This is a genomic window from Thalassolituus hydrocarboniclasticus (genome assembly GCF_025345565.1).
In the GTDB taxonomy this organism is placed as follows: Bacteria; Pseudomonadota; Gammaproteobacteria; order Pseudomonadales; family Oceanobacteraceae; genus Venatoribacter; species Venatoribacter hydrocarboniclasticus.
In genome coordinates this window covers 1,712,691-1,732,532 of sequence record NZ_CP054475.1, presented here as the reverse complement: position 1 = coordinate 1,732,532, position 19,842 = coordinate 1,712,691, and the positions used below count along the sequence as shown (strand labels likewise).

Sequence of the window (19,842 nt, the reverse complement as noted above, 5' to 3'; positions counted from 1 at the left end):
GGATTTTTCAGAGTGGATTGCCAATGAGCGCCATTGAGCAGACAGCAACGCCGTTAACCGCCACACAGCAAACGCAGACCACCTGCCCTTACTGCGGTGTCGGCTGCGGCGTTGATATCAGCCAGCAGAATGGACAGCTGTTACCGGTCGCCGGAGACAGCCGTCATCCGTCTAACTTCGGCCGCTTGTGCGTAAAAGGTTCAGCGCTGCATGAAACCATCAGCCATAACGGCCGCCTGATGTATCCGCTCATGAACGGCCAGCGCAGCAGCTGGAGCCAGGCCATCAACCTGATTGCCGATAAAATTCAGCAGGTAATCCACACCCATGGCCCGGATGCCGTGGCCTTTTATGGCTCAGGCCAGCTGCTGACCGAAGATTATTACGTTGCCAATAAGCTGATGAAGGGCTTTATCGGCAGCGCCAATATGGATACCAACTCCCGTCTGTGCATGGCTTCCGCCGTGGCGTCCTATAAGCGTGCGTTTGGCTCCGACACCGTCCCCGGCTGCTACGAAGATTTAGAGCAGGCAGACCTGCTGGTGCTGACCGGCTCCAATGCGGCATGGGCCCACCCCGTGTTGTATCAGCGCATGGTGGCCGCGAAAAAAGCCAACCCGGATATGAAAGTGGTGGTGATTGATCCGCGCCGCACCGCCACCTGTGATCTCGCCGATCTGCATCTGGCTATCCGCCCCGGCAGTGATGCTTTTCTGTTTACCGCCCTGCTGGCGTATCTCGGTGAAACCAATAACCTCGACCACCATTTTATCGCCCTGCATACCGAAGGCTTTGGCAGCGCGCTGGAGACCGCACGGCAACAATGCCGCAGCCTGAAAGAGGTTGCTGAGCAACTGGATATAGAAGCCTCAGATCTGGCGCAGTTCTTTCACTGGTTTGCCGATACCCCACGCACCGTTACTTTTTATTCTCAGGGTATTAACCAGAGCGCGACCGGCACCGATAAAGGCAATGCCATCATCAATGTGCATTTAGCCACCGGCCGTATTGGTAAACCCGGCGCCACGCCCTTTTCCATTACCGGTCAGCCCAATGCCATGGGCGGCCGTGAAGTGGGCGGACTGGCGAATCAGCTGGCTGCGCATATGGATTTTTCCGCTGCCGAGCGCGATCGGGTACGGCGCTTCTGGCAGGCATCCAATCTGGCCGAACGTCCGGGCCTGAAAGCCGTTGACCTGTTTCAGGCCGTTAAACGCGGCGAGATCAAATTTCTGTGGATTATGTCCACCAACCCGCTGGTCAGCATGCCCGACGCCGACGATGTAAAAGAAGCTCTCAAACACTGCGAACTGGTGGTGGTTTCCGATTGCATGGCCGATACCGATACTGCTGCCGCTGCCCATGTATTGCTGCCAGCGGCCAGCTGGGGCGAGAAAAACGGCACCGTCACCAACTCCGAACGCCGCATTTCACGTCAGCGCGGTTTTCTGCCACCACCGGGCGAAGCCATGCCCGACTGGTGGATTGTCACCCAGGTGGCCCATGCCCTGGGTCATGCAGATGCATTTAACTACAGCCATCCGGCCGATATTTTTGACGAACATGCGAGACTCTCGGCATTTGAAAATAACGGCAGCCGTGATTTTGATTTAAGCGGATTAAGCGGTATGAGCCGCGCGCAGTACGACGCCATGGCACCGGTACAGTGGCCGGTGAATGCGCAATATCCGCAGGGGCGTCAACGCTTTTTTGATGACCGTCGCTTCTATACCGATAACGGTAAAGCACGCTTTATTGCCGTTGCTCCCGAACTGCCACTGCCACGCACTGGCGGCGATCTGATTATGAATACCGGCCGTGTACGCGATCACTGGCACACCATGACCCGCACCGGTAAAGCACCGAGGCTGGCACAGCATATCAGCGAACCATACGCCGATATTCACCCGCAGGATGCCGCCCTGCGCGGGATTGAAGACGGCTCACTGGTACGGATATTCAACCCCCGTGGCAGCCTGCTGCTGCGTGCCCATATCAGTGATAACCAGCGCACCGGCGAAATATTTGTACCTATGCACTGGACCAGCCGTTACGCCAGTGCCGCACGTATGGGCACCCTGACCGACAACAGCGTGGACGCCATCTCCGGTCAGCCGGAACTGAAATACAGTGCGGTTAATGCCGAGCCTTTCCGCCCCGGGTGGCAGGGCTTTGTGTTAAGCCGCCGTGATATCGGCACACCGGATTGCGCTTACTGGGCCTGCGGTGTGTTTGGCGACGACATCCATCATCCTGGCATGGTCTACGAAGTAGCTGGTCAGGGCGATGCCGGTGAGTTTGTCGATGCTCTGCGTCAGCGGCTGCCGGACCAAGCGTTAAAAGGCCAGTGGTTAACGCTGAGCGACCCCGCTCAGCAACATTACCGCCATGTTCTGATTGTTAATAACCAGCTTGAAGCCGTCATTTTTGTTCATAAAGATCTGCAGTTCAGTAACCGTCAGTGGCTGACCGAATGCTTTGCCCAGAGCGAACTGAGCAGCCAGCAGCGCCGTGCTCTGCTTGCTGGCCAACCGGCTGATGCCCCGAATCATGGTGCCATTGTGTGCTCCTGCTTCCAGATCGGTGAAAAACAGATTATTCAGGCCATTAATAACGGTTGCGATAGTAGCGACGCACTGGGCAAGGCTCTGCGTTGCGGCACCAATTGCGGCTCCTGCATTCCCGAATTAAAAACCCTGCTGGCCAGCCACAGCGCCGGTAGCGATACACAACCTGCAGCCCTGTTCAGCGACGCGGCCTGCACTGCAGTGGAATTATAATGATGACAATACAGGCAAAAAATCCGGTAAAACGTGCGTCCTCTTTGCATGCATCCAAACTGACCAATCCACCAGGCAGCAAAGAGCAGAAAGGTTCAGGAAAAGTCTGGCTGGTCGGCGCCGGTCCGGGCGATCCGGAATTGCTGACCTTAAAAGCCATGCGGGTCATCGCCGAGGCCGACGTGGTGCTGTACGACAGCCTGATTTCTGACGATATTCTCGCCCTGCTGCCGCGCCAGTGTGCGCGTATTCATACCGGAAAACGCTGTGGCGCGCATAAAATGACGCAGCAGGATATTAATAAAGCCTTACTATCGGCAGCCGGAAAATACCAGCGCGTGGTGCGTTTAAAAGGCGGTGACCCTTTTATTTTTGGTCGCGGCGGCGAAGAAATGGAATACCTGCAACAGCGCGGCGTGGAAGTGGATATTGTCCCCGGCATTACCGCCGCCGGAGGCTGTGCCGCGGCAGCCGGTATTCCCCTCACCCACCGCGATTACGGCAATGCGCTGGTACTGCATTCCGGCCACAGCAAATTTAACGAATTTTCTCCGTGCCAGAATCCAACCCGGGTATTTTATATGGGCCTGCGCCAGGCCGGGCCGATTACCGCCCAACTGCTGCAGGAAGGCCTGCACGAATCCACCCCGGTGGCTTTAATCACCAACGGTACGTTAGCCAACCAACAGGTTTTTAAAGGCGTACTGATGGATCTTGCGTATCTGGCCGAACGTTATCTGAAAAGCGAGAGCGATGGTCCGGGGCTGATTATTGTCGGGGAAGTGGCAGCGATGGCACGCAGCAATAAAGAACTGCAGGCTGAGTTGAATGCACAGGCGGTAGCCTGAGGTATAAAAACCCTTTACTACCGCTGCCGTCCCACAGTTTGGAGTGACATTGTGACACTCCAATCTGTAGGACAGCAGCCCTGCTCTGCAGGGCTTTGTCTGGCATTAATCAATATAAGCGTAATGACGGGTGCTTAATTAAGCCCAGCAGCTGCCGCCCGCGCTGCATGCAGCTTTTTATAACTGGCTATCAAACGCAGGTGTTTATCCAGCCCTTCAAGCTGCATATTGGTTGGTGTTAAGCCGTAAAAACGCACACTGCCTTCAATGGAGCCGACCACAGCATCCATACGCTCGTTACCGTACATACGGCGGAAATTGCCGATGTAGTCTTCAGGTTCCAGTTCGTCATCAAGCACCACTTCCAGCATCACGTTCAGCGCCTGATAAAACAGCCCGCGCTCAACCGTATTGTCGTTAAACTGCAGGAAGGTTTCGGTCAGCTCTTTCGCTTCTTCCAGACGATCCAGAGCCAGATAAATCAGCAGTTTCAGTTCCAGAATGGTGAGCTGACCCCAGACGGTGTTGTCATCAAATTCAACGCCGATCAGGGTGATAATATCGGTATAGTTATCCAGACCGCTTTCTTCCAGTCGCTCCACCAGATCTTCCAGTTGCTCATCATCAAGGCTGTGCAGGTTAAGAATATCTTCACGGAAATACAGCGCTTTATTGGTGTTATCCCAGATCAGGTCTTCCACCGGATACACCTCGGAATACCCTGGCACCAGAATCCGACAGGCATTAACGCCTAAATCGTTATACACCGCCATGTAGCTTTCCAGCCCGAGTTTTTCCAGAATGGCGAACAGGTTGGCCGCCTCTTCTTCATTGGATTTTTCGTTATTGGCAGAAAAATCCCACTCAACAAAATCGACATCGGCTTTGGCACTGAAAAAGCGCCAGGACACCAACCCGGTTGAATCAATAAAGTGTTCAACGAAATTATTCGGCTCCTGCACGGCCTGACTTTCAAAGGTTGGCTGCGGCAGATCATTTAAGCCTTCAAAACTGCGGCCCTGTAATAATTCAGTCAGGCTGCGCTCCAGCGCTACTTCAAAACTCGGGTGGGCGCCAAAAGAAGCAAATACACCGCCGGTACGCGGGTTCATCAGGGTAACGCACATGACCGGGAAGCGCCCGCCAAGGGAGGCATCTTTTACCAGCACCGGAAAGCCCTGCTCTTCCAATCCCTGAATACCGGCAACAATACCCGGATATTTCGCCAGCACGTCTTCTGGTACATCCGGCAGCGCGATTTCATTTTCCAGAATTTCGCGTTTTACCGCGCGTTCAAAAATTTCGGACAGGCACTGTACCTGTGCTTCCGCCAGAGTATTACCGGCACTCATGCCGTTACTGAGAAACAGGTTTTCGATCAGATTCGAGGGGAAATAGACCGTTTCGCCGTCAGACTGACGCACATAGGGCAGCGAGCAGATACCGCGTTCAACATTGCCCGAATTAGTATCGTACAGGTGTGAGCCACACAGTTCGCCATCCGGGTTATAAATATCCAGACAGTATTCATCGAGAATTTCCTGCGGCAGTTCATCGTTCGGGCCGGGTTTAAACCAGCGCTCCTGTGGGTAATGAACAAAATCGGCATTGGCAATTTCTTCGCCAAAAAACTGATCGTTATAAAAGAAATTGCAGTTCAGGCGTTCAAGAAATTCGCCCAGCGCCGAGGCCAGCGCACTTTCTTTGCTCGAACCTTTACCATTGGTAAAACACATCTGCGAATCGGCATCACGGATATGCAGCGACCAGACATTCGGCACGATATTACGCCAGGAAGCGATCTCGATTTTCATGCCCAGATCGGCCAGCTTGCCCGACATATTGGCAATGGTCTGTTCCAGCGGTAAATCCTTGCCCGGAATATAGGTCGCCGCGTTGTCAGCCGGCAGTGTCATCAACAGCGCCTGTGCGTCTTCGTCGAGGTTGTCGACCACCTCAATGACAAACTCCGGGCCGGTTTGTACAACCTTTTTAACCGTACAGCGGTCAATGGAACGCAGAATACCCTGACGGTCTTTCTCGGAGATATCTTCCGGCAGCTCGACCTGAATCTTGAAGATCTGGTTATAACGGTTTTCCGGATCGACGATATTGTTCTGCGACAGACGGATATTCTCAGTCGGGATATCACGGGTCTGGCAGTACAGCTTCACGAAATAGGCCGCACACAAGGCTGAAGAGGCCAGAAAGTAGTCAAACGGCCCTGGTGCGGAACCGTCTCCCTTGTAGCGGATCGGCTGATCAGCCACCACGGTAAAGTCGTCGAACTTGGCTTCCAGACGGAGGTTGTCGAGAAAATTGACCTTGATTTGCATGCGGGAATACCAGAATAAGCGGGTTGCAGCCGGGCGTTCAGCCTGCCCGGATCAGAATGAGCGCTATTATCCAGTTTTTACGCGCGGAGTCTTGCCCGGAGTTTGCGTTGCCCCTCACAATCCGCTGGCCCACATTATTATGTAACCTGTTCATAACCCCATTAGCGGACGTTATACTGGCGGGCCAAGTCATCACCGAGCCGGAATATGGACGTTACACCCGAGATCAGGACATCACTGGAAGATACCCTGCAACGCTGGAGCAACACGCTGCTGAGCCGTAACAATACCCCATCAACATTCAGCAACAGCGCTGGCTGGCGGCAGCATTTCTTTGTCTTTGACGCCATTGATACCCAGCATGCGGTGATTACCTTCGATGAGCATGAGCAGGCTTTTATTGCCAGTTACTGTTTTAATCAGGAACATTTTATATCCGCTGCTTTTCCCACCGAGGCAGAAGCACTCGCCAGCAAGAGTTTTTCCCTGCGTAACAGCAATCTGCATCAGCATCAGGCGATTTACCTTGGCAAACAATGGCAGGTACTGAACAGAACCTGCGACAGCAGCACCTTCCCTGATGATGCCCCGAGTGCCTGTGACCGCTTTGTGCAGCGCGCTGGCAATAAAGTATGTGTCAACGATTACGACTGTCGTGAGACCAACAATATTGCTCTTTCTCTGGGCAATAAAACCTATGTGCAACCGTCTGATTGCAGCATCACCACCGAATCACTGCCTGCGCGCTCGTCACCCGCTATCAAAGGCGATATGGCCTTTATCATCTGTGACCTGCCCGATGACGATGGCAAAAATGTTGAAATACAATTCCGCCTGACTTTCGATTTTAAAACCAAAGGCAAAGCCTATCGGGCGCACAGCGTTGTCCGCTTTTACGAAACGGAAAATATCGGCTGGTATGAAATTCCGGCAAAAGACCAGCTTAAAGCACAGATACATCTCTTGCTGAAGAGCGCCATCCTGCACAACAAAACAGAACTCGAAAGAAAGTTTGGCGGCGCCTTCAGAGAGGGACCAGCCTTTCCCACGGACGACGAGAAGATTGGATTGTTAGCGGAGGATATGTGGAGCCGGATTATGATTGACTATATCTGACGGTTTATTTTGCTATTCAGGTCCTGTGCTCACCGGGCAAGAAGGTGACCGATGAGTACAGGCCTGTCTTTATCATGCGCTGAAATTCACCCCGTACTTCGCAGTGCTTTTTCAATTAAGTCCGCCTCCCGCTGTTTGCCCATCGCCCTGAGCTCACGGACAAAAACAGGCCATGGAGGAAAGTTAGCCATAAAAGGATTCGCGTCTGCGCCGGTGTACAGCCCACCGCCCGGACCAGCATAGAGGCCACCGCCCGGGCCAGTGTATAAACCACCGCCAGGCCCCATATATAAACCGCCTCCCGGGCCAGCATAAGCACCTCCGCCAGGCCCGGTATACAATCCACCGCCGGGGCCTTTATATGCCCCGCCACCCGGTCCGCGGTACAGGCCGCCGCCTGGACCGACAGAAGCACCGCCTCCTGGGCCACGATACATGCCTCCGCCGGGGCCGGAATACGCACCACCACCGGCGCCGGTATAAAGATTACGAACCCACATAGCCGGTTCACTCATAGCAATGTCCTTATCTTATGTTTCCGTCCGTTAAACGACTGTCAGCTCCATATGCAACAGCGGGTAAGGTTTGCCCTGTCCGTCCTGCGGCGAGCGTCCGATAACCGAAAAACCCAGATGCTGATAAAACCCCAGCGCCTGCTCATTCTGTTCGTTCACATCCACTCTGGTAGCCTGCTGACAACTGATGGCATAACAGGTAAGCAGCTTCCCCACGCCCAGCCCCCTGGACTCTGGCGCAATAAACAGCATTTCAATATTGCCCTCACTGACGCCGATAAATCCCAGAATCTGAGCATCAGTATCTTTTGCCACCGTTAATTCAACTGCAGCAAAATACTGCTCCAGAATCAGTGGTTTTAACTCAACCAGATCCTGCTCGGCTAAAAAATCATGAGTTGCCCGCACCGATGCTTCCCATAGTTCTATCAGCTGCGGATAGTCCGCCTGTGTTGCCCGTTCTGTATACACAATGATTTACCACTCAATCCGGATTGTTGTTCCGACGCTGACAAGATTCATAAACTCATCCATTTCTGCATCGGTAAGTGCAATACAGCCGTTTGTCCAGTTGAAATACTGCACAAGCGGTGCGAGCCATCCCAGTCCGTTACGCTGACCGTGCACCATGATAAAACCACCCGGAGCGATACCATTTTTCTCGGCTTCAGCAACATCTGCGGCGTTCGGATAGCTAATGTGCATAGCCCGATAATAAGCAGAATCTTCCTTTTTATAATCGAGTGTGTAATCACCCTCAGGGGTTCTTTCATCACCTTCCTGCTGCTTATGACCTTGCGGGTTTGCTCCCAGAGCCACACGGTATTCTTTAACGATTTTACCGCCCGACAGCAGGTACATTTTTCTTTCCGACTTATCGACCGTTACCAGATCAACGGTTTGCAAATCAGTCGCTAGCAAATCAGCACTTGCATCAACAGATGGCGTTGCAAGCAGACAACAGAAAAGACCACCACCCGCACTTTTAAAGAAAAATCTAAGTGAGAATTTTATGACTGAAAACGCCCGTAAAATTATCTGTCGCACCATAAACGCCCCAATCCTGTTATTACATCCACGCTCAGATAAACCGTTCAGACAGCTATCAGCGCAATCAATCCGCAACGTATATCCCAGTAATCTTGGCAGCCAGTCTGTATTGAGCTGAGTACTTAGTCAATAAACCACAAACCAACAACGCACGGCTAAGCCCCCTTAATTCATCAGCAACCGCTATCCGCAGAATTATTCCGCTGCCAATCCTGATAACTCTGCCCTAGGATATTCATCAAGTGATGAAAACAGGCAATCAGCATGGAACAGTCCCCTTCAGAGAACACCCACAGCAAAGGTCCGGATGCAGCACCCAACGCTGCAACAGCCGATGCTAAAAAAACACGCCGTGGCCGCCCATTGGGCGATTCCGATGCCCGTGAGGCTTTACTGGAAACCGCCCGTGAACTCTTTGCCAATCGTCCCTACCGCACCGTGACCCTGCGCGAAGTCGCCCGTTATGCCGGAGTCGATGCCGCACTGGTGCGTTACTACTTTGGCGGCAAGGCCGGCCTGTTTGAGGCGATGATGCGCGAAACCCTGGCACCGGTGCTGGATGCTCTGCGTAAGGCCGGAGCTGACACGACGACAGCAGGCCAGCTCCCTGCAGCACAACAACAGGCCGAGCACCTGATGCAGACCTATTACCGGATTATGGCGCGCCATCCGCATCTGCCGCGGCTGGTGTTCCGCATTCTGAACGAAGGCGATGATCTTGAGCCTTTTGCCATTCTCAGCCGCGTCTTCGCCGATGTTGTCCAGGCGTCCGACAGCTGGCTGAAACAGGCCCTGCTGCTGCCCGGTCAGTTTGATCAGAATGTTAATCCACAGTTTGCCCGGCTGTCGTTTATCAGCCTGATGGTATTCCCGCTGGTCGCGCCCCCTTTAATTTTGCGCCGCCTGGGCATCAGCATTAATCCCGACACTCTGGCAGCACTGGCCGGTCATAACAGCCGCCTGTTCAGCCAGGGCGTATTCACACCGCCAGAATCCGCTGCCGATCAGAACACCAGCGGGGAGAACCTGAAATGAAAACGCTATGGCTTACCCCCTTTTACCTGTTGCTGTGCGCCTGCGGCAGCGACGATTCATCCGTTGCTCTGGGCACGCTGGAACGCGACCGTATCAGCCTGAGCGCCCCGGTCAGCGAAGTCATCCGCACCCTGAACGTGACTGAAGGTCAGAGCGTTCAGCCCGGCGATATCCTGCTGACCCTCGACAGCACACTGGCTGAAAGCCGTCTGCAGCAGCGTCAGGCCGAACTCGACAGTGCCCGCGCCACGCTGGATGAATTGCTGGCCGGTGCCCGCCGCGAAGAACGCGCCGCCGCAGCAGCAGCAGCTGAAGCAGCGCGCGCCAGTCTGACCGAAGCCAGCCAGCGTCTGAACCGTAACCGTACCCTGTTTAAACAGCAGATGATTGGTCAGGCCGAGCTGGATAACGCCGTCGCCCAGCACGATGCCGCTGCTGCCCGACTCGATCAGGCCGAAGAACAACTGCGTCAGCTAACCAACGGTACGCGGCCGGAAAAAATCCGTCAGGCCCAGGCCGCACTCAGAGCCGCCGAAGCCCGTCTGGCCGCTGAACAGAAGAATCTGGATGACTTAACCCTGCGTGCACCGCTGGCAGCACGCATTGATCTGATTGCTGCCGAAGCCGGCTCTCGGGTGAATGCCGGTACGCCCCTGCTGACCTTACTGGCCGATGCCGAACCCTATGTGCGGGTGTATGTACCGCAAAGCAAGATCGCCGCGCTGAGTGTTGGCACAGAGGTCGAGGTACGGGTCGAAGGCCTGCCGCAAACACTGCATGGCCGGGTGCGGAATGTCCGTGCGCAGCCCGCCTATACCCCGTATTTCGCCCTGAATGAACGCGACCGCGCACGACTGATGCATCTGACGGAAATCGTACTGAGCGATATGCCCGCCGGGCTCGCCAGCGGTCTGGCGGTTGAGGTTTTACTGCCAGACGACGCTTCAGCACAGGGAAGCAAACCATGAGCGATCTGGCGATTAACGTACAGAAAATGACCCGCTGCTTTGGTAACAATATCGCGGTCGATCATCTCGACCTGCAGATTCCGCGCGGGACTATTTACGGTTTTTTAGGCCCCAACGGCTGCGGTAAATCCACCTCGATCCGCATGCTGACCGGCCTGCTGACCCCCACTTCCGGCGAGCTGGAAGTACTGGGCCAGCGCCTGCCGGAAGAAGCCGAAGCCCTGCGCCTGCGCATTGGCTATATGACGCAGAAATTCTCGCTGTACGACAACCTCAGCATCCGCGAGAACCTCAGTTTTGTTGCGCAGATTTACGGCTTTAACAGCCGTCAGAGCCGTGAGCGGGTCAACGAATTACTCGCCCTGTATGCACTGGATAAGCGCCAGACGCAGCTGGCCGGCTCACTCAGTGGCGGTCAGAAACAACGGCTGGCACTGGCAGCTGCCACCCTGCATCACCCGGATCTGCTGTTTCTGGATGAACCAACCTCGGCGGTCGATCCGGAAAACCGCCGTGAATTCTGGGAGCGGCTGTTCGACCTGTGTAACGCCGGCACCACCATTCTGGTCTCCACCCACTATATGGATGAGGCCGAACGCTGCCATGCACTGGCCATTCTGGAAAACGGTGTTAAACGCGCCGACGGATCACCGGCTGAATTAATGGCCACCATGGGCGCGCATGTGCTGGAAGTGGAAGGCAACGATCTGCGTACCCTGAAAAGCCAGCTGGTGCAATGCCCGCAGGTGCTGTCAGCCGCGCAGCTGGGCACCCGCCTGCGGGTACTGGTACGCGATCAGACCGAACAACCACAACAGTGGCTGCAGGCTCAGGTCAATGGCCGCCGTATCGAAGCGGTACGCCCCAGTCTGGAAGATGTGTTTGTTGCCTGCACCGGTCAGCACTCGGCGCCCCCCGCATCCGTCATCAGTCCGGCTGCTGAGCAGGGAGAACGCCATGTCTGAGCTGCGTATACAACACAATCCGCTGCTGGCCACCTGGCGCCGTGTAGCCGCCATAGTGGTTAAAGAAATCCGCCAGCTGGCACGCGACCGCATGACCTTTGGCATGATTGTGATGATTCCACTGGTACAGCTGCTGCTGTTTGGCTACGCCATCAACACCGATGTGCGCCATATACCGGCCGGACTGGTCGACCTGAGTCAGTCGTCTTACAGCCGCGAACTCATTGCCATTACCGAGGCCAGTCAGACCGTCGACTTTGTACGGGTCTACGCCTCAGCCCAGGAAGCAGAACAAGCCATTGTCCGCGGTGATGTTAAAGCCGTGCTTTACCTGCCCGCCAATCTCGGTCAGCGCCTGAGTGTGCATCCGGCCTTTAACCGCGACAGCGGCCGCAGTAACAGCCAAACCCTGCAGCCTGTTGGCCAGTGGCTGGTTGATGGCGGTGATACCGTGATTGCCGCCAGCATCCGCAGTCTGCGTCAGCTGCCGCTGGATACTCTGGCCGGGCGGGCATTAAAAGATAACGTCCCCACCTTTGAAGTGGTGCAGTTTTTTAATCCACAGCAGCGCAGCGTAGTCAATATTGTGCCTGGTCTGCTGGCCATTATTCTGACCATGACCATGATTATGTTTACCTCCGCCGCTATCGTGCGCGAACGCGAACAGGGCAATATGGAATTTCTGATTGCCACACCGGTAAAACCGATGGAATTAATGATCGGTAAAATCGTGCCTTATGTACTGGTTGGTTTAATTCAGGTCGGCATTATCTTAGGCATCGGACACCTGCTTTTTTCGGTGCCGGTACGGGGTGGTTTACTGACCTTACTGGTGGCTGCACTGCTGTTTATTTTCGCCAGTCTGACTCTGGGACTGGTTATTTCAACCATTGCCAAAACCCAGCTGCAGGCGATGCAGATGACGGTATTTATTTTAATGCCATCGATTTTATTATCGGGCTTTATGTTCCCCTACGAGGCCATGCCGCAGCCGGCACAGGTAATTTCTGAAGCGCTGCCGGCCACGCATTTTATGCGCATGGTACGGGGAATTGTCTTACGCGATGCCTTGCTCTGGGATTTACAGCGCGATGCCCTGTGGCTCGCAGCCTTCACTCTGGGAGGTTTGGTATTCGCGGCATTACGCTTTAAAAAGCGGCTCGACTGATGGCGGTGACTTTCAGTCACCGGTTGGTGTAATACGGAACTGCTGGATCGAATCCAGTGTTTCCAGTGTGGTGAATAAGCGGCCAACACTGCTGCGGTCTGAGGTACGCAACACCATACCGTGGCGCCGCATCTGTTCTTCACCATCCAGCCGGTAGCTGAAATTGGCAATGCTGAAGCCATGTTCTTTCAACAGCGCACGCAATGTTGCTTCCGTCATATCCGATGTACGCGCGACCTTAACATCAAAATGGTAATAGGCCTGACTGGGCATAAAGGCTTCCAGCCAGCGAAATAATGACAGCGTACCCAGCGTAAGAACGATGGAGATAAGCATCGGTACATAAAAACCGATACCGGCAAGAATACCGATGGTCGCGGTAATCCAGATAGACGCCGCCGTGGTTAAACCACGTACCGAAATGCCGTCTTTCATAATCACACCGGCACCTAAAAAACCAATGCCGGTCATAATGCCCTGCGCCATACGGGTCGGATCAAGACGGATTAAATCAACCGATGTGCGCAGCCAATGCGCTTCATAAACGGTGACCAGCATCAGCATACAGGACGCCAGACTGACCAGACCATGAGTACGGAAGCCCGCCGGCCGGCCACTGTAAGAACGTTCGTAACCAATCAGAACTCCCGCCGCCAGCGCCGTCAGTAAGCGCACCAGCATTTCGGTTTCATCACTGCTGAGTATCAAAGGTCTGCTCCTTTACCCGTCTGAAAAATACAACCTGTTATAAAAACTGGTTCATATCAGCCGGTTCGTCAAACCGCTGAGCACTGATAAGCGCGGTTGCTGACAGAAAAAGAAGACAGATAAAACGGGGATTATGGTGGTGCCTGAGCGCCATTTTTGAGCGCTACTTATGGGCACCACTTATGAGCACTGCGAATAAACGCCAGATTAAGGACAGACTTTCTGAATAACCGCCTCAGCAAGGGGCGCAATAATATATTCCTGCGCCTCACCAGCGCTGATATCCATACTTTCAAACACCAGCCCCGGCCCGCTGACGCTCACCGTTGCGGCGTGACAGTCGACCGTCACAGGAACCGACAATTCGCCGGATTTACCGCTGCGCTGCAGTGTCAGCCGTTCCGGCCGGGCGATATCGCCGTGCAGATACCATTCATCAAAATACGGGCCGCCGACTTCGTCCAGATACACAAATATAGTATCGTCAGCGCTGCTTTTTTTCTGAGCAAAACCAAACGGAGTAAGAGCCATCAGCAATGCGGCGGCCACGGATCTGCAGACGATCATCAGAGCATAATTCCTTTTAAATTGAATACAAAAATACAGCATAACCCGCTTCAGCGCTGGTTATCCGGATGACAGGGACAGTCGGTCATATGGTCGTTCACCAACCCCATACTTTGCATAAAGGCATAACAGATGGTCGGGCCAACAAAGGTAAAACCGGCTTTTTTCAGCGCTTTACTCATGGCTTTAGCGGCAGCCGTCTCGGCCGGAACCTCTTTCATACTGGCAAAACGGTTAATCACAGGTTTGCCGCCAACAAAACTCCAGAGCAATTCAACAAAATCGATACCCTGTTTTTCCAGCGCCAGCAAGGCCAGAGCATTTTTGCGGATGCCATACAGTTTTAAGCGGTTACGGATCAGTCCGGTATCGGTCAGTAATGTCTCAATCTGTTCATCCGTCATGCGGGCGATTTTTTGCGGATTAAAGCCGTAAAAACATTGGCGGTAATGGTCGCGCTTACGCAATACGGTAATCCAGCTTAAACCCGCCTGCTGACCTTCAAGGCAGAGTTTTTCAAACAGTTTCTGCCGGTCGTAATTAGGGATGCCCCATTCCTTGTTGTGATATTCAAGATAATCATCCCCTTTCGCCCAGGCGCAGGGAGTGAGTGCTTTTACAGCAGAAGACGATGTATCAGACATATTTTTGCAGCACCAGCAGACGGTTATTGGCGGGCATGGCGATATCTTTCAGCAGACGCAGTTTTTCTTTACGCGCCGCCAGCACGATTTGTTCAAAGTCTTTAATGCCCGAGTCCGGATCACGCTCACGCAGCCACTGATCCAGAAGGCGGTTACCGTCACTGGTGAACTGACCGCCGTAATTAAACGGGCCGTAAAAAAATGCCAGACCGGTATGCTTCAGCACCCGGCCGATACCCGCCATCATGGCACGTACTTTAGGCCAGCCGATAAAATGCACCACGTTGGCGCTGAATACCGCATCCACCTGTTTAACCGGCCACAGGTCCTGCGCCACATCCAGCACCAGAGGCGGCAGAAAATTACTGTTCTGCGCGCGTTCGCGCCAGGCATTGATACCGGCAATACGGTCAGCAAGCTCAGACGGTTGCCATTTAATACCCGGCAAACGGCGGCTGATAAAGGCAGCATGCTGACCGGTACCGCTGCCAATTTCCAACACAACAGAGTGCGGTGGCAGCTCCCGTTCCAGCATATCGGCAATGGGTTGTTGATTACGCAGGCAGGCTTCAGATACCGGTGCTTCAGCAGAAGCTGTAACCTGCTTTGCCTGCATATTGTGCGCCGCACTGTGCAAATCGTCGGCCTCCGCCATGACATCACCTTTTACACGGACGAATGGACCGCGAGTATGTCATAGCTGAGTGACTGCACAAGAGCCCTGCGGTGAATTTTATATGTCAGCCCGGCAACGAACAGACAGCTACCGGGGTAGCACATTACAAAAGCCGGCCAAATGGTAAATTGCCGCCGGAGCGCGCAAGCGATAAAATCGCGGCAATCTCCTCCTATTCACTCATGTGGAATCCAGACAAAGCTTATGCGCGCCACCGAATTTCTGATTGCAACCGAAAAAGAAACCCCGGCCGATGCCGTTGTCGTCAGCCATCAGCTGATGATGCGCTCCGGCATGATCCGCAAACTGGCCGCCGGCCTGTACACCTGGATGCCGCTTGGTCTGCGCACCCTGCGCAAGGTCGAAGCCATTGTGCGTGAAGAAATGAACCGCGCCGGCGCTCAGGAAGTGCTGATGCCCGCGGTACAGCCTGCCGAGCTGTGGGAAGAAACCGGGCGCTGGTTCCAGTACGGCGGCGAACTGCTGCGCGTAAAAGACCGCCACAACCGTGACTTCTGTATCGGCCCGACCCACGAAGAAGTGATCACCGATCTGGCCCGTAACCAGCTGTCGAGCTACAAGCAGCTGCCGGTTAACCTGTACCAGATTCAGACCAAATTCCGCGACGAAACCCGTCCGCGTTTTGGTGTGATGCGCGCGCGTGAATTCATCATGAAGGATGCTTATTCCTTCCATGCCGACGAAGCCAGTCTGCAGATTACCTACGACAAAATGCACGAAGCCTACTCGCGCATCTTTACCCGTCTGGGTCTGGATTTCCGTCCGGTTCTGGCCGATACCGGCTCAATCGGCGGTGCGTCTTCACACGAATTCCACGTACTGGCTTCTTCCGGTGAAGACGATATTGCCTTCTCCAATGAGAGCGATTACGCCGCCAACGTCGAACTGGCCGAAGCCGTAGCACCGGCGGGTGAGCGTCCGGCGGCCACGGCTGCGCTGACCAGCGTTACCACGCCGGCGATGACCAGCATCGAAGACGTTGCCAGCTTCCTCAAAGCCAGCCCGGCTCAGGTGCTGAAAGCCATCGTTGTACGTGGTGAACACACCGAAGAAAACGCGCTGGGCGAACCGGCTCCTGTGGTGCTGTTCCTGCGTGGCGACCACGAGCTGAACGAAATCAAAGCCGAGAAGATTGCCGGTGTCGCAGCACCACTGCAGTTTGCTTCTGAAGCTGAAATCGCAGCCATTGGCGGCGTCAGTGGTTTTGTCGGCCCGCAGGGCATCCAGGCCAAGTGCTATGTTGACCGTTCTGCGGCGCACATGGCCGACTTTATCTGTGGCGCCAATGCCGCTGACACCCACCTGACCGGCTTTAACTGGGAACGTGACTGCGAGCTGCCGGAAGTCCGTGATCTGCGTAACGTGGTTGCCGGCGACCCAAGCCCATGCGGCAAAGGCACACTGGAAATCAAACGCGGTATCGAAGTGGGCCATATTTTCCAGCTCGGTACCAAGTACTCCGAAGCCATGAAAGCCAAAGTGCTGGATGAGAACGGTAAAGACCGTACGCTGGTGATGGGTTGTTACGGCATCGGTGTCAGCCGTGTTGTTGCTTCAGCGATCGAACAGAACCACGACGACAAAGGCATTATCTGGCCGGATGCGATTGCACCGTTCAACATCGGTATTGTGCCTATGGCTTACCAGAAATCCGAAGCCGTCACCAAGACCACCGATGAGCTGTACGCTCAGCTGACTGCTGCGGGCTTCGACGTGTATCTGGACGACCGCGACAAGAAAACCAGCCCTGGGGTTAAATTCGCCGATATGGAACTGATGGGCCTGCCACATCGTATCGTGATCAGCGACCGTGGTCTGGAAGCCGGTAATGTGGAATACAAAGCGCGCCGCCATGGCGAAGCTCAGGATATCCCACTGGCCGACATCCTTGATTTTCTTAAGCAGCAGATTGGTTAAATGCTGACCTCTGTGCAGACTCCGAACCGGGACTTCACAGCTGAAACCAGTGGACGCCTTGTGCGTTCGCTGGTTTTTTTCGCTCTGCTGGCTCTGATGTTGATCAGCCTGCCCTCCTATAGTGCTACGCAGAGCTCTGCACAAAGTATTGATCCGGAACTGCGCAACGCATTAAAAGATGCGGTTAACAGCAGCGAATCCTTTGAAGATAAATACGATGCTCAGGTCTGGCTGGTCGATATGTCGGCACGCCTTAAACGCTATATCAAAAATGATAAACAACGGCTGGAATTACTCAGCCTGATTCATAAAGAAGCCAGCCGGGCAGGTTTATCACCGGAACTGGTATTATCGGTGATTCAGGTCGAAAGCGCCTTTGACCGTTTTGCCCTGTCTTACGTCGGCGCCCAGGGGTATATGCAGGTGATGCCCTTCTGGAAAAAAGAAATCGGCCGCACCGACGACAACCTGATGCACCCTGCCACCAACCTGCGTTACGGCTGTACCATCCTCAAACATTATCTCGATAAAGAAAAAGGCGACTGGATTCGTGCATTAGCACGCTACAACGGCAGCCTTGGCCGCACCAAATACCCGGAAAAAGTTATGCTGACCTGGGAACGGCACTGGTTTGTGAATTATTGAGCCACCAATAAGCTGACTCACCAATAAGTTATGCTACAGCCATTACAGGCAACCACTCAGGACGATGCTGGCCCGGAACGACGGCCCAGCGCAAAGCGTGAATCGCACCCCGGAAAACGCCAGAGTTTATAAGCGGCCCAATAATAACTTCCGGGAAAAATGCAGAAAAACGATAACCGTATAAAGGCCGAAGCCGGTGGACGAATAGCGAACGTCCCAGACAAGAAATACAACGCCGAATACAAAAGAAGCAATCGCGCGGCAACGGAATCGGAAACGCCGGTTACGGAACTCCCGCTGAAATCCGTTCGTATATTTTATCTTTTTTCACACTCTGATCATCACTGACAAACCTCCCGGTTATCAGGTCAGCAAACCAAACCCCAGTGCCAGCGGAATCAAGCCGATCACATTGAGTGCTTTCCGCCGCAGGGCAATAAAACCCGCAATAACAAAAACAGCATCGGCGCCACTCAGCAGACTTGAGCTGGCCACCGGTGTGACCAGTGTCGCCAGCAATAAGCCTGTAACCGCCGCATTCACTCCCGTTAAGGCGTGCTTTAAACCGGGTTTAACCAACCACTGCGACCATAACGGCTGCAGCGCAACTAACAGAATAAAACCCGGTAAAAATACACCCAGCGTTGCCAGTAAAGCACCGTTCACCCGGGCATCTGGCAATAATTCAGCACCTAAAAACGTGGCGAAGGTAAACATTGGCCCCGGCACCAGCTGTGCAGCGCCATAGCCGGTCAACAGGGTTTCGGCAGTCAGCAGCCCGGCAAACTGCTGCTGTACCAGAGGCAACACCACATGGCCGCCACCAAACACCAGACTGCCGGTCTGATAAAAGGCGGCGAAAATGCCCATTGCGTCTGCCGTCTCGTTCAGGCTGAACAGATGACTGAGTAAATACAGACCCGCCCAGAGCAGCAGTCCGATAATCAGCACCAGACGTTTGCCCGGATATGACTGAAACGGCTGCACCTGTTGCTCTGCCTGCCCGGCAGAATCTGCCAGTCTGCTGCCCTGCCAGCGCGCATATATCCAGCCGCCGAACGCTGCCAGACTCAGCAACAGCCACACCGGCAGCGGCGTCAGCCAGAGCGCAACGGCGGTAAGAAGCATCAATACCCGGCTGAAGGCGGTGCTGCAGAAGGTCTTCGCCATGCTCAGTGTGGCATCGGCCACAATCATCACGGCCAGCAATTTCAGGCCGTGAATCAGCGCCGGAAACCAGTGATAAGTCAGCAGGGTATGAAGACCGCCGGCCAGCGCCAGCATCAGTAAGAAAGACGGCAAGGTAAAGGCAATAAACGCGCTGATACCACCTGCCACTCCGGCCCGTTGCATGCCAATTGCAAAGCCGACCTGACTGGAAGCCGGCCCGGGCAGAAACTGCGCCAGCGCCACCAGCTGCGCATAATGCTCTGCACTCAGCCACTGCAGGCGCTGGACAAAGACACGCTGAAAATACCCGAGATGCGCTGCGGGCCCGCCAAAACTGATGCAACCCAGCCAGAAAAACCGGCGGAATACGTTCCATAATTGAATATGAAACGTTTCTGGCCTCTCTGTACGGAGGCCCGGGGAGGCCGTTACGGATTTTTTCGCTGGTGTTGTCATTGCTGTCTGCACTGAGAATATCGAAGCGCCGGATTATGTCAGAAGAAGAGGCGCTGAATGTCTGAATCCGCGCATTTCGCTACTTACCCGACCAAAGTCTAGGATCTCATGGAATATTGGTCATACCAATATATTCATCTTATTTCCGAAGCCTGAGCCCAGTAAAAATAAGGGCTGCAGCCATTTCTCCCTTCATGACACAAATTAGCAGGCCATCAGCATACTGGTAAAACTACTTACGCGCTGTTGCCAGAACT

Annotated in this window: 17 protein-coding genes; 9 read left to right on the top strand and 8 right to left on the bottom strand. The window is 54.3% G+C overall.

The window, feature by feature from the left end:
- Positions 1-23 precede the first annotated feature (23 nt).
- The gene (locus HUF19_RS07610) at positions 24-2,780 is read left to right on the top strand and encodes a nitrate reductase (protein ID WP_260999217.1); all 2,757 of its coding nucleotides are present in this window, start codon (positions 24-26) and stop codon (positions 2,778-2,780) included.
- The gene (gene cobA / locus HUF19_RS07605) at positions 2,780-3,628 is read left to right on the top strand and encodes a uroporphyrinogen-III C-methyltransferase (RefSeq protein ID WP_225691932.1); all 849 of its coding nucleotides are present in this window, start codon (positions 2,780-2,782) and stop codon (positions 3,626-3,628) included. The genes HUF19_RS07610 and cobA overlap by 1 nt, the downstream gene beginning before the upstream one ends.
- Positions 3,629-3,762: 134 nt before the next feature.
- On the opposite strand, the gene HUF19_RS07600 is transcribed toward cobA, so the two are convergent.
- On the bottom strand, positions 3,763-5,964 hold the full coding sequence (locus tag HUF19_RS07600; protein ID WP_260999216.1) for an OsmC domain/YcaO domain-containing protein: 2,202 nt from the start codon (positions 5,962-5,964) through the stop codon (positions 3,763-3,765).
- Between the two features lie 207 nt (positions 5,965-6,171).
- Here HUF19_RS07600 and HUF19_RS07595 point away from each other — a divergent pair, with 207 nt between their 5' ends.
- The gene (locus HUF19_RS07595; protein WP_260999215.1) at positions 6,172-7,080 is read left to right on the top strand and encodes a hypothetical protein; all 909 of its coding nucleotides are present in this window, start codon (positions 6,172-6,174) and stop codon (positions 7,078-7,080) included.
- 545 nt (positions 7,081-7,625) lie between these two features.
- Here HUF19_RS07595 and HUF19_RS07590 read toward each other — a convergent pair.
- Together HUF19_RS07590 and HUF19_RS07585 are read right to left on the bottom strand one after the other, a co-directional pair.
- A complete protein-coding gene (locus HUF19_RS07590) occupies positions 7,626-8,066 on the bottom strand; it encodes an acetyltransferase (protein ID WP_260999214.1) in 441 nt (146 codons plus the stop codon).
- 6 nt (positions 8,067-8,072) lie between these two features.
- On the bottom strand, positions 8,073-8,645 hold the full coding sequence (locus HUF19_RS07585) for a L,D-transpeptidase family protein (RefSeq protein WP_260999213.1): 573 nt from the start codon (positions 8,643-8,645) through the stop codon (positions 8,073-8,075).
- Positions 8,646-8,909: 264 nt separating this feature from the next.
- Between HUF19_RS07585 and HUF19_RS07580 the strand changes: the two genes are divergently transcribed.
- Genes HUF19_RS07580 through HUF19_RS07565 form a run of 4 tightly spaced genes read left to right on the top strand, consistent with a single transcriptional unit; the run spans position 8,910 to position 12,781 of the window.
- The gene (locus HUF19_RS07580; RefSeq protein WP_260999212.1) at positions 8,910-9,680 is read left to right on the top strand and encodes a TetR/AcrR family transcriptional regulator; all 771 of its coding nucleotides are present in this window, start codon (positions 8,910-8,912) and stop codon (positions 9,678-9,680) included.
- Positions 9,677-10,648, top strand: coding sequence for an HlyD family secretion protein (locus HUF19_RS07575; protein WP_260999211.1), 972 nt, complete (start codon positions 9,677-9,679; stop codon positions 10,646-10,648). Before HUF19_RS07580 ends, HUF19_RS07575 begins: the two co-directional genes overlap by 4 nt.
- The gene (locus tag HUF19_RS07570) at positions 10,645-11,613 is read left to right on the top strand and encodes an ABC transporter ATP-binding protein (RefSeq protein ID WP_260999210.1); all 969 of its coding nucleotides are present in this window, start codon (positions 10,645-10,647) and stop codon (positions 11,611-11,613) included. The genes HUF19_RS07575 and HUF19_RS07570 overlap by 4 nt, the downstream gene beginning before the upstream one ends.
- Positions 11,606-12,781 carry an ABC transporter permease gene (locus HUF19_RS07565; protein WP_260999209.1) on the top strand — a complete coding sequence of 392 codons (1,176 nt, stop codon included), beginning with the start codon at positions 11,606-11,608 and terminating at the stop codon, positions 12,779-12,781. Before HUF19_RS07570 ends, HUF19_RS07565 begins: the two co-directional genes overlap by 8 nt.
- Positions 12,782-12,793: 12 nt before the next feature.
- Here the strand turns inward: HUF19_RS07565 and HUF19_RS07560 are convergent, their stop codons facing one another.
- From HUF19_RS07560 to HUF19_RS07545, 4 genes are all read right to left on the bottom strand, one after another.
- Positions 12,794-13,489 carry an MgtC/SapB family protein gene (locus tag HUF19_RS07560; protein WP_225691923.1) on the bottom strand — a complete coding sequence of 232 codons (696 nt, stop codon included), beginning with the start codon at positions 13,487-13,489 and terminating at the stop codon, positions 12,794-12,796.
- A 207-nt stretch (positions 13,490-13,696) separates the two neighbouring features.
- Positions 13,697-14,056, bottom strand: coding sequence for a hypothetical protein (locus tag HUF19_RS07555; protein WP_260999208.1), 360 nt, complete (start codon positions 14,054-14,056; stop codon positions 13,697-13,699).
- A gap of 50 nt (positions 14,057-14,106) precedes the next feature.
- Complete coding sequence (locus HUF19_RS07550) at positions 14,107-14,700, bottom strand: DNA-3-methyladenine glycosylase I (RefSeq protein ID WP_260999207.1); 594 nt, start codon at positions 14,698-14,700, stop codon at positions 14,107-14,109.
- The gene (locus tag HUF19_RS07545) at positions 14,693-15,355 is read right to left on the bottom strand and encodes a DUF938 domain-containing protein (RefSeq protein ID WP_222428549.1); all 663 of its coding nucleotides are present in this window, start codon (positions 15,353-15,355) and stop codon (positions 14,693-14,695) included. Before HUF19_RS07545 ends, HUF19_RS07550 begins: the two co-directional genes overlap by 8 nt.
- 225 nt (positions 15,356-15,580) lie before the next feature.
- On the opposite strand from HUF19_RS07545, the gene HUF19_RS07540 reads away from it, so the two are divergent.
- A complete protein-coding gene (locus HUF19_RS07540; protein WP_225691920.1) occupies positions 15,581-17,314 on the top strand; it encodes a proline--tRNA ligase in 1,734 nt (577 codons plus the stop codon).
- Between the two features lie 96 nt (positions 17,315-17,410).
- The gene (locus tag HUF19_RS07535) at positions 17,411-17,959 is read left to right on the top strand and encodes a lytic transglycosylase domain-containing protein (RefSeq protein ID WP_225692020.1); all 549 of its coding nucleotides are present in this window, start codon (positions 17,411-17,413) and stop codon (positions 17,957-17,959) included.
- A 363-nt stretch (positions 17,960-18,322) separates the two neighbouring features.
- Here the strand turns inward: HUF19_RS07535 and chrA are convergent, their stop codons facing one another.
- Positions 18,323-19,585, bottom strand: a complete 1,263-nt coding sequence (chrA, locus tag HUF19_RS07530) for a chromate efflux transporter (RefSeq protein ID WP_260999206.1) — start codon at positions 19,583-19,585, stop codon at positions 18,323-18,325.
- Between the last annotated feature and the right edge of the window lie 257 nt (positions 19,586-19,842).

What these genes read in the sequence shown, in the direction of transcription:
- chrA (WP_260999206.1), bottom strand. Translation starts at nt 19,585, where the DNA reads ATGACAACACCAGCGAAAAAATCCGTAACGGCCTCCCCGGGCCTCCGT.
- HUF19_RS07585 (WP_260999213.1), bottom strand. Translation starts at nt 8,645, where the DNA reads ATGGTGCGACAGATAATTTTACGGGCGTTTTCAGTCATAAAATTCTCA.
- cobA (WP_225691932.1), top strand. Translation starts at nt 2,780, where the DNA reads ATGATGACAATACAGGCAAAAAATCCGGTAAAACGTGCGTCCTCTTTG.
- HUF19_RS07565 (WP_260999209.1), top strand. Translation starts at nt 11,606, where the DNA reads ATGTCTGAGCTGCGTATACAACACAATCCGCTGCTGGCCACCTGGCGC.
- HUF19_RS07535 (WP_225692020.1), top strand. Translation starts at nt 17,411, where the DNA reads ATGTTGATCAGCCTGCCCTCCTATAGTGCTACGCAGAGCTCTGCACAA.
- HUF19_RS07610 (WP_260999217.1), top strand. Translation starts at nt 24, where the DNA reads ATGAGCGCCATTGAGCAGACAGCAACGCCGTTAACCGCCACACAGCAA.
- HUF19_RS07580 (WP_260999212.1), top strand. Translation starts at nt 8,910, where the DNA reads ATGGAACAGTCCCCTTCAGAGAACACCCACAGCAAAGGTCCGGATGCA.
- HUF19_RS07545 (WP_222428549.1), bottom strand. Translation starts at nt 15,355, where the DNA reads ATGGCGGAGGCCGACGATTTGCACAGTGCGGCGCACAATATGCAGGCA.
- HUF19_RS07555 (WP_260999208.1), bottom strand. Translation starts at nt 14,056, where the DNA reads ATGATCGTCTGCAGATCCGTGGCCGCCGCATTGCTGATGGCTCTTACT.
- HUF19_RS07540 (WP_225691920.1), top strand. Translation starts at nt 15,581, where the DNA reads ATGCGCGCCACCGAATTTCTGATTGCAACCGAAAAAGAAACCCCGGCC.
- HUF19_RS07595 (WP_260999215.1), top strand. Translation starts at nt 6,172, where the DNA reads ATGGACGTTACACCCGAGATCAGGACATCACTGGAAGATACCCTGCAA.
- HUF19_RS07570 (WP_260999210.1), top strand. Translation starts at nt 10,645, where the DNA reads ATGAGCGATCTGGCGATTAACGTACAGAAAATGACCCGCTGCTTTGGT.
- HUF19_RS07600 (WP_260999216.1), bottom strand. Translation starts at nt 5,964, where the DNA reads ATGCAAATCAAGGTCAATTTTCTCGACAACCTCCGTCTGGAAGCCAAG.
- HUF19_RS07550 (WP_260999207.1), bottom strand. Translation starts at nt 14,700, where the DNA reads ATGTCTGATACATCGTCTTCTGCTGTAAAAGCACTCACTCCCTGCGCC.
- HUF19_RS07575 (WP_260999211.1), top strand. Translation starts at nt 9,677, where the DNA reads ATGAAAACGCTATGGCTTACCCCCTTTTACCTGTTGCTGTGCGCCTGC.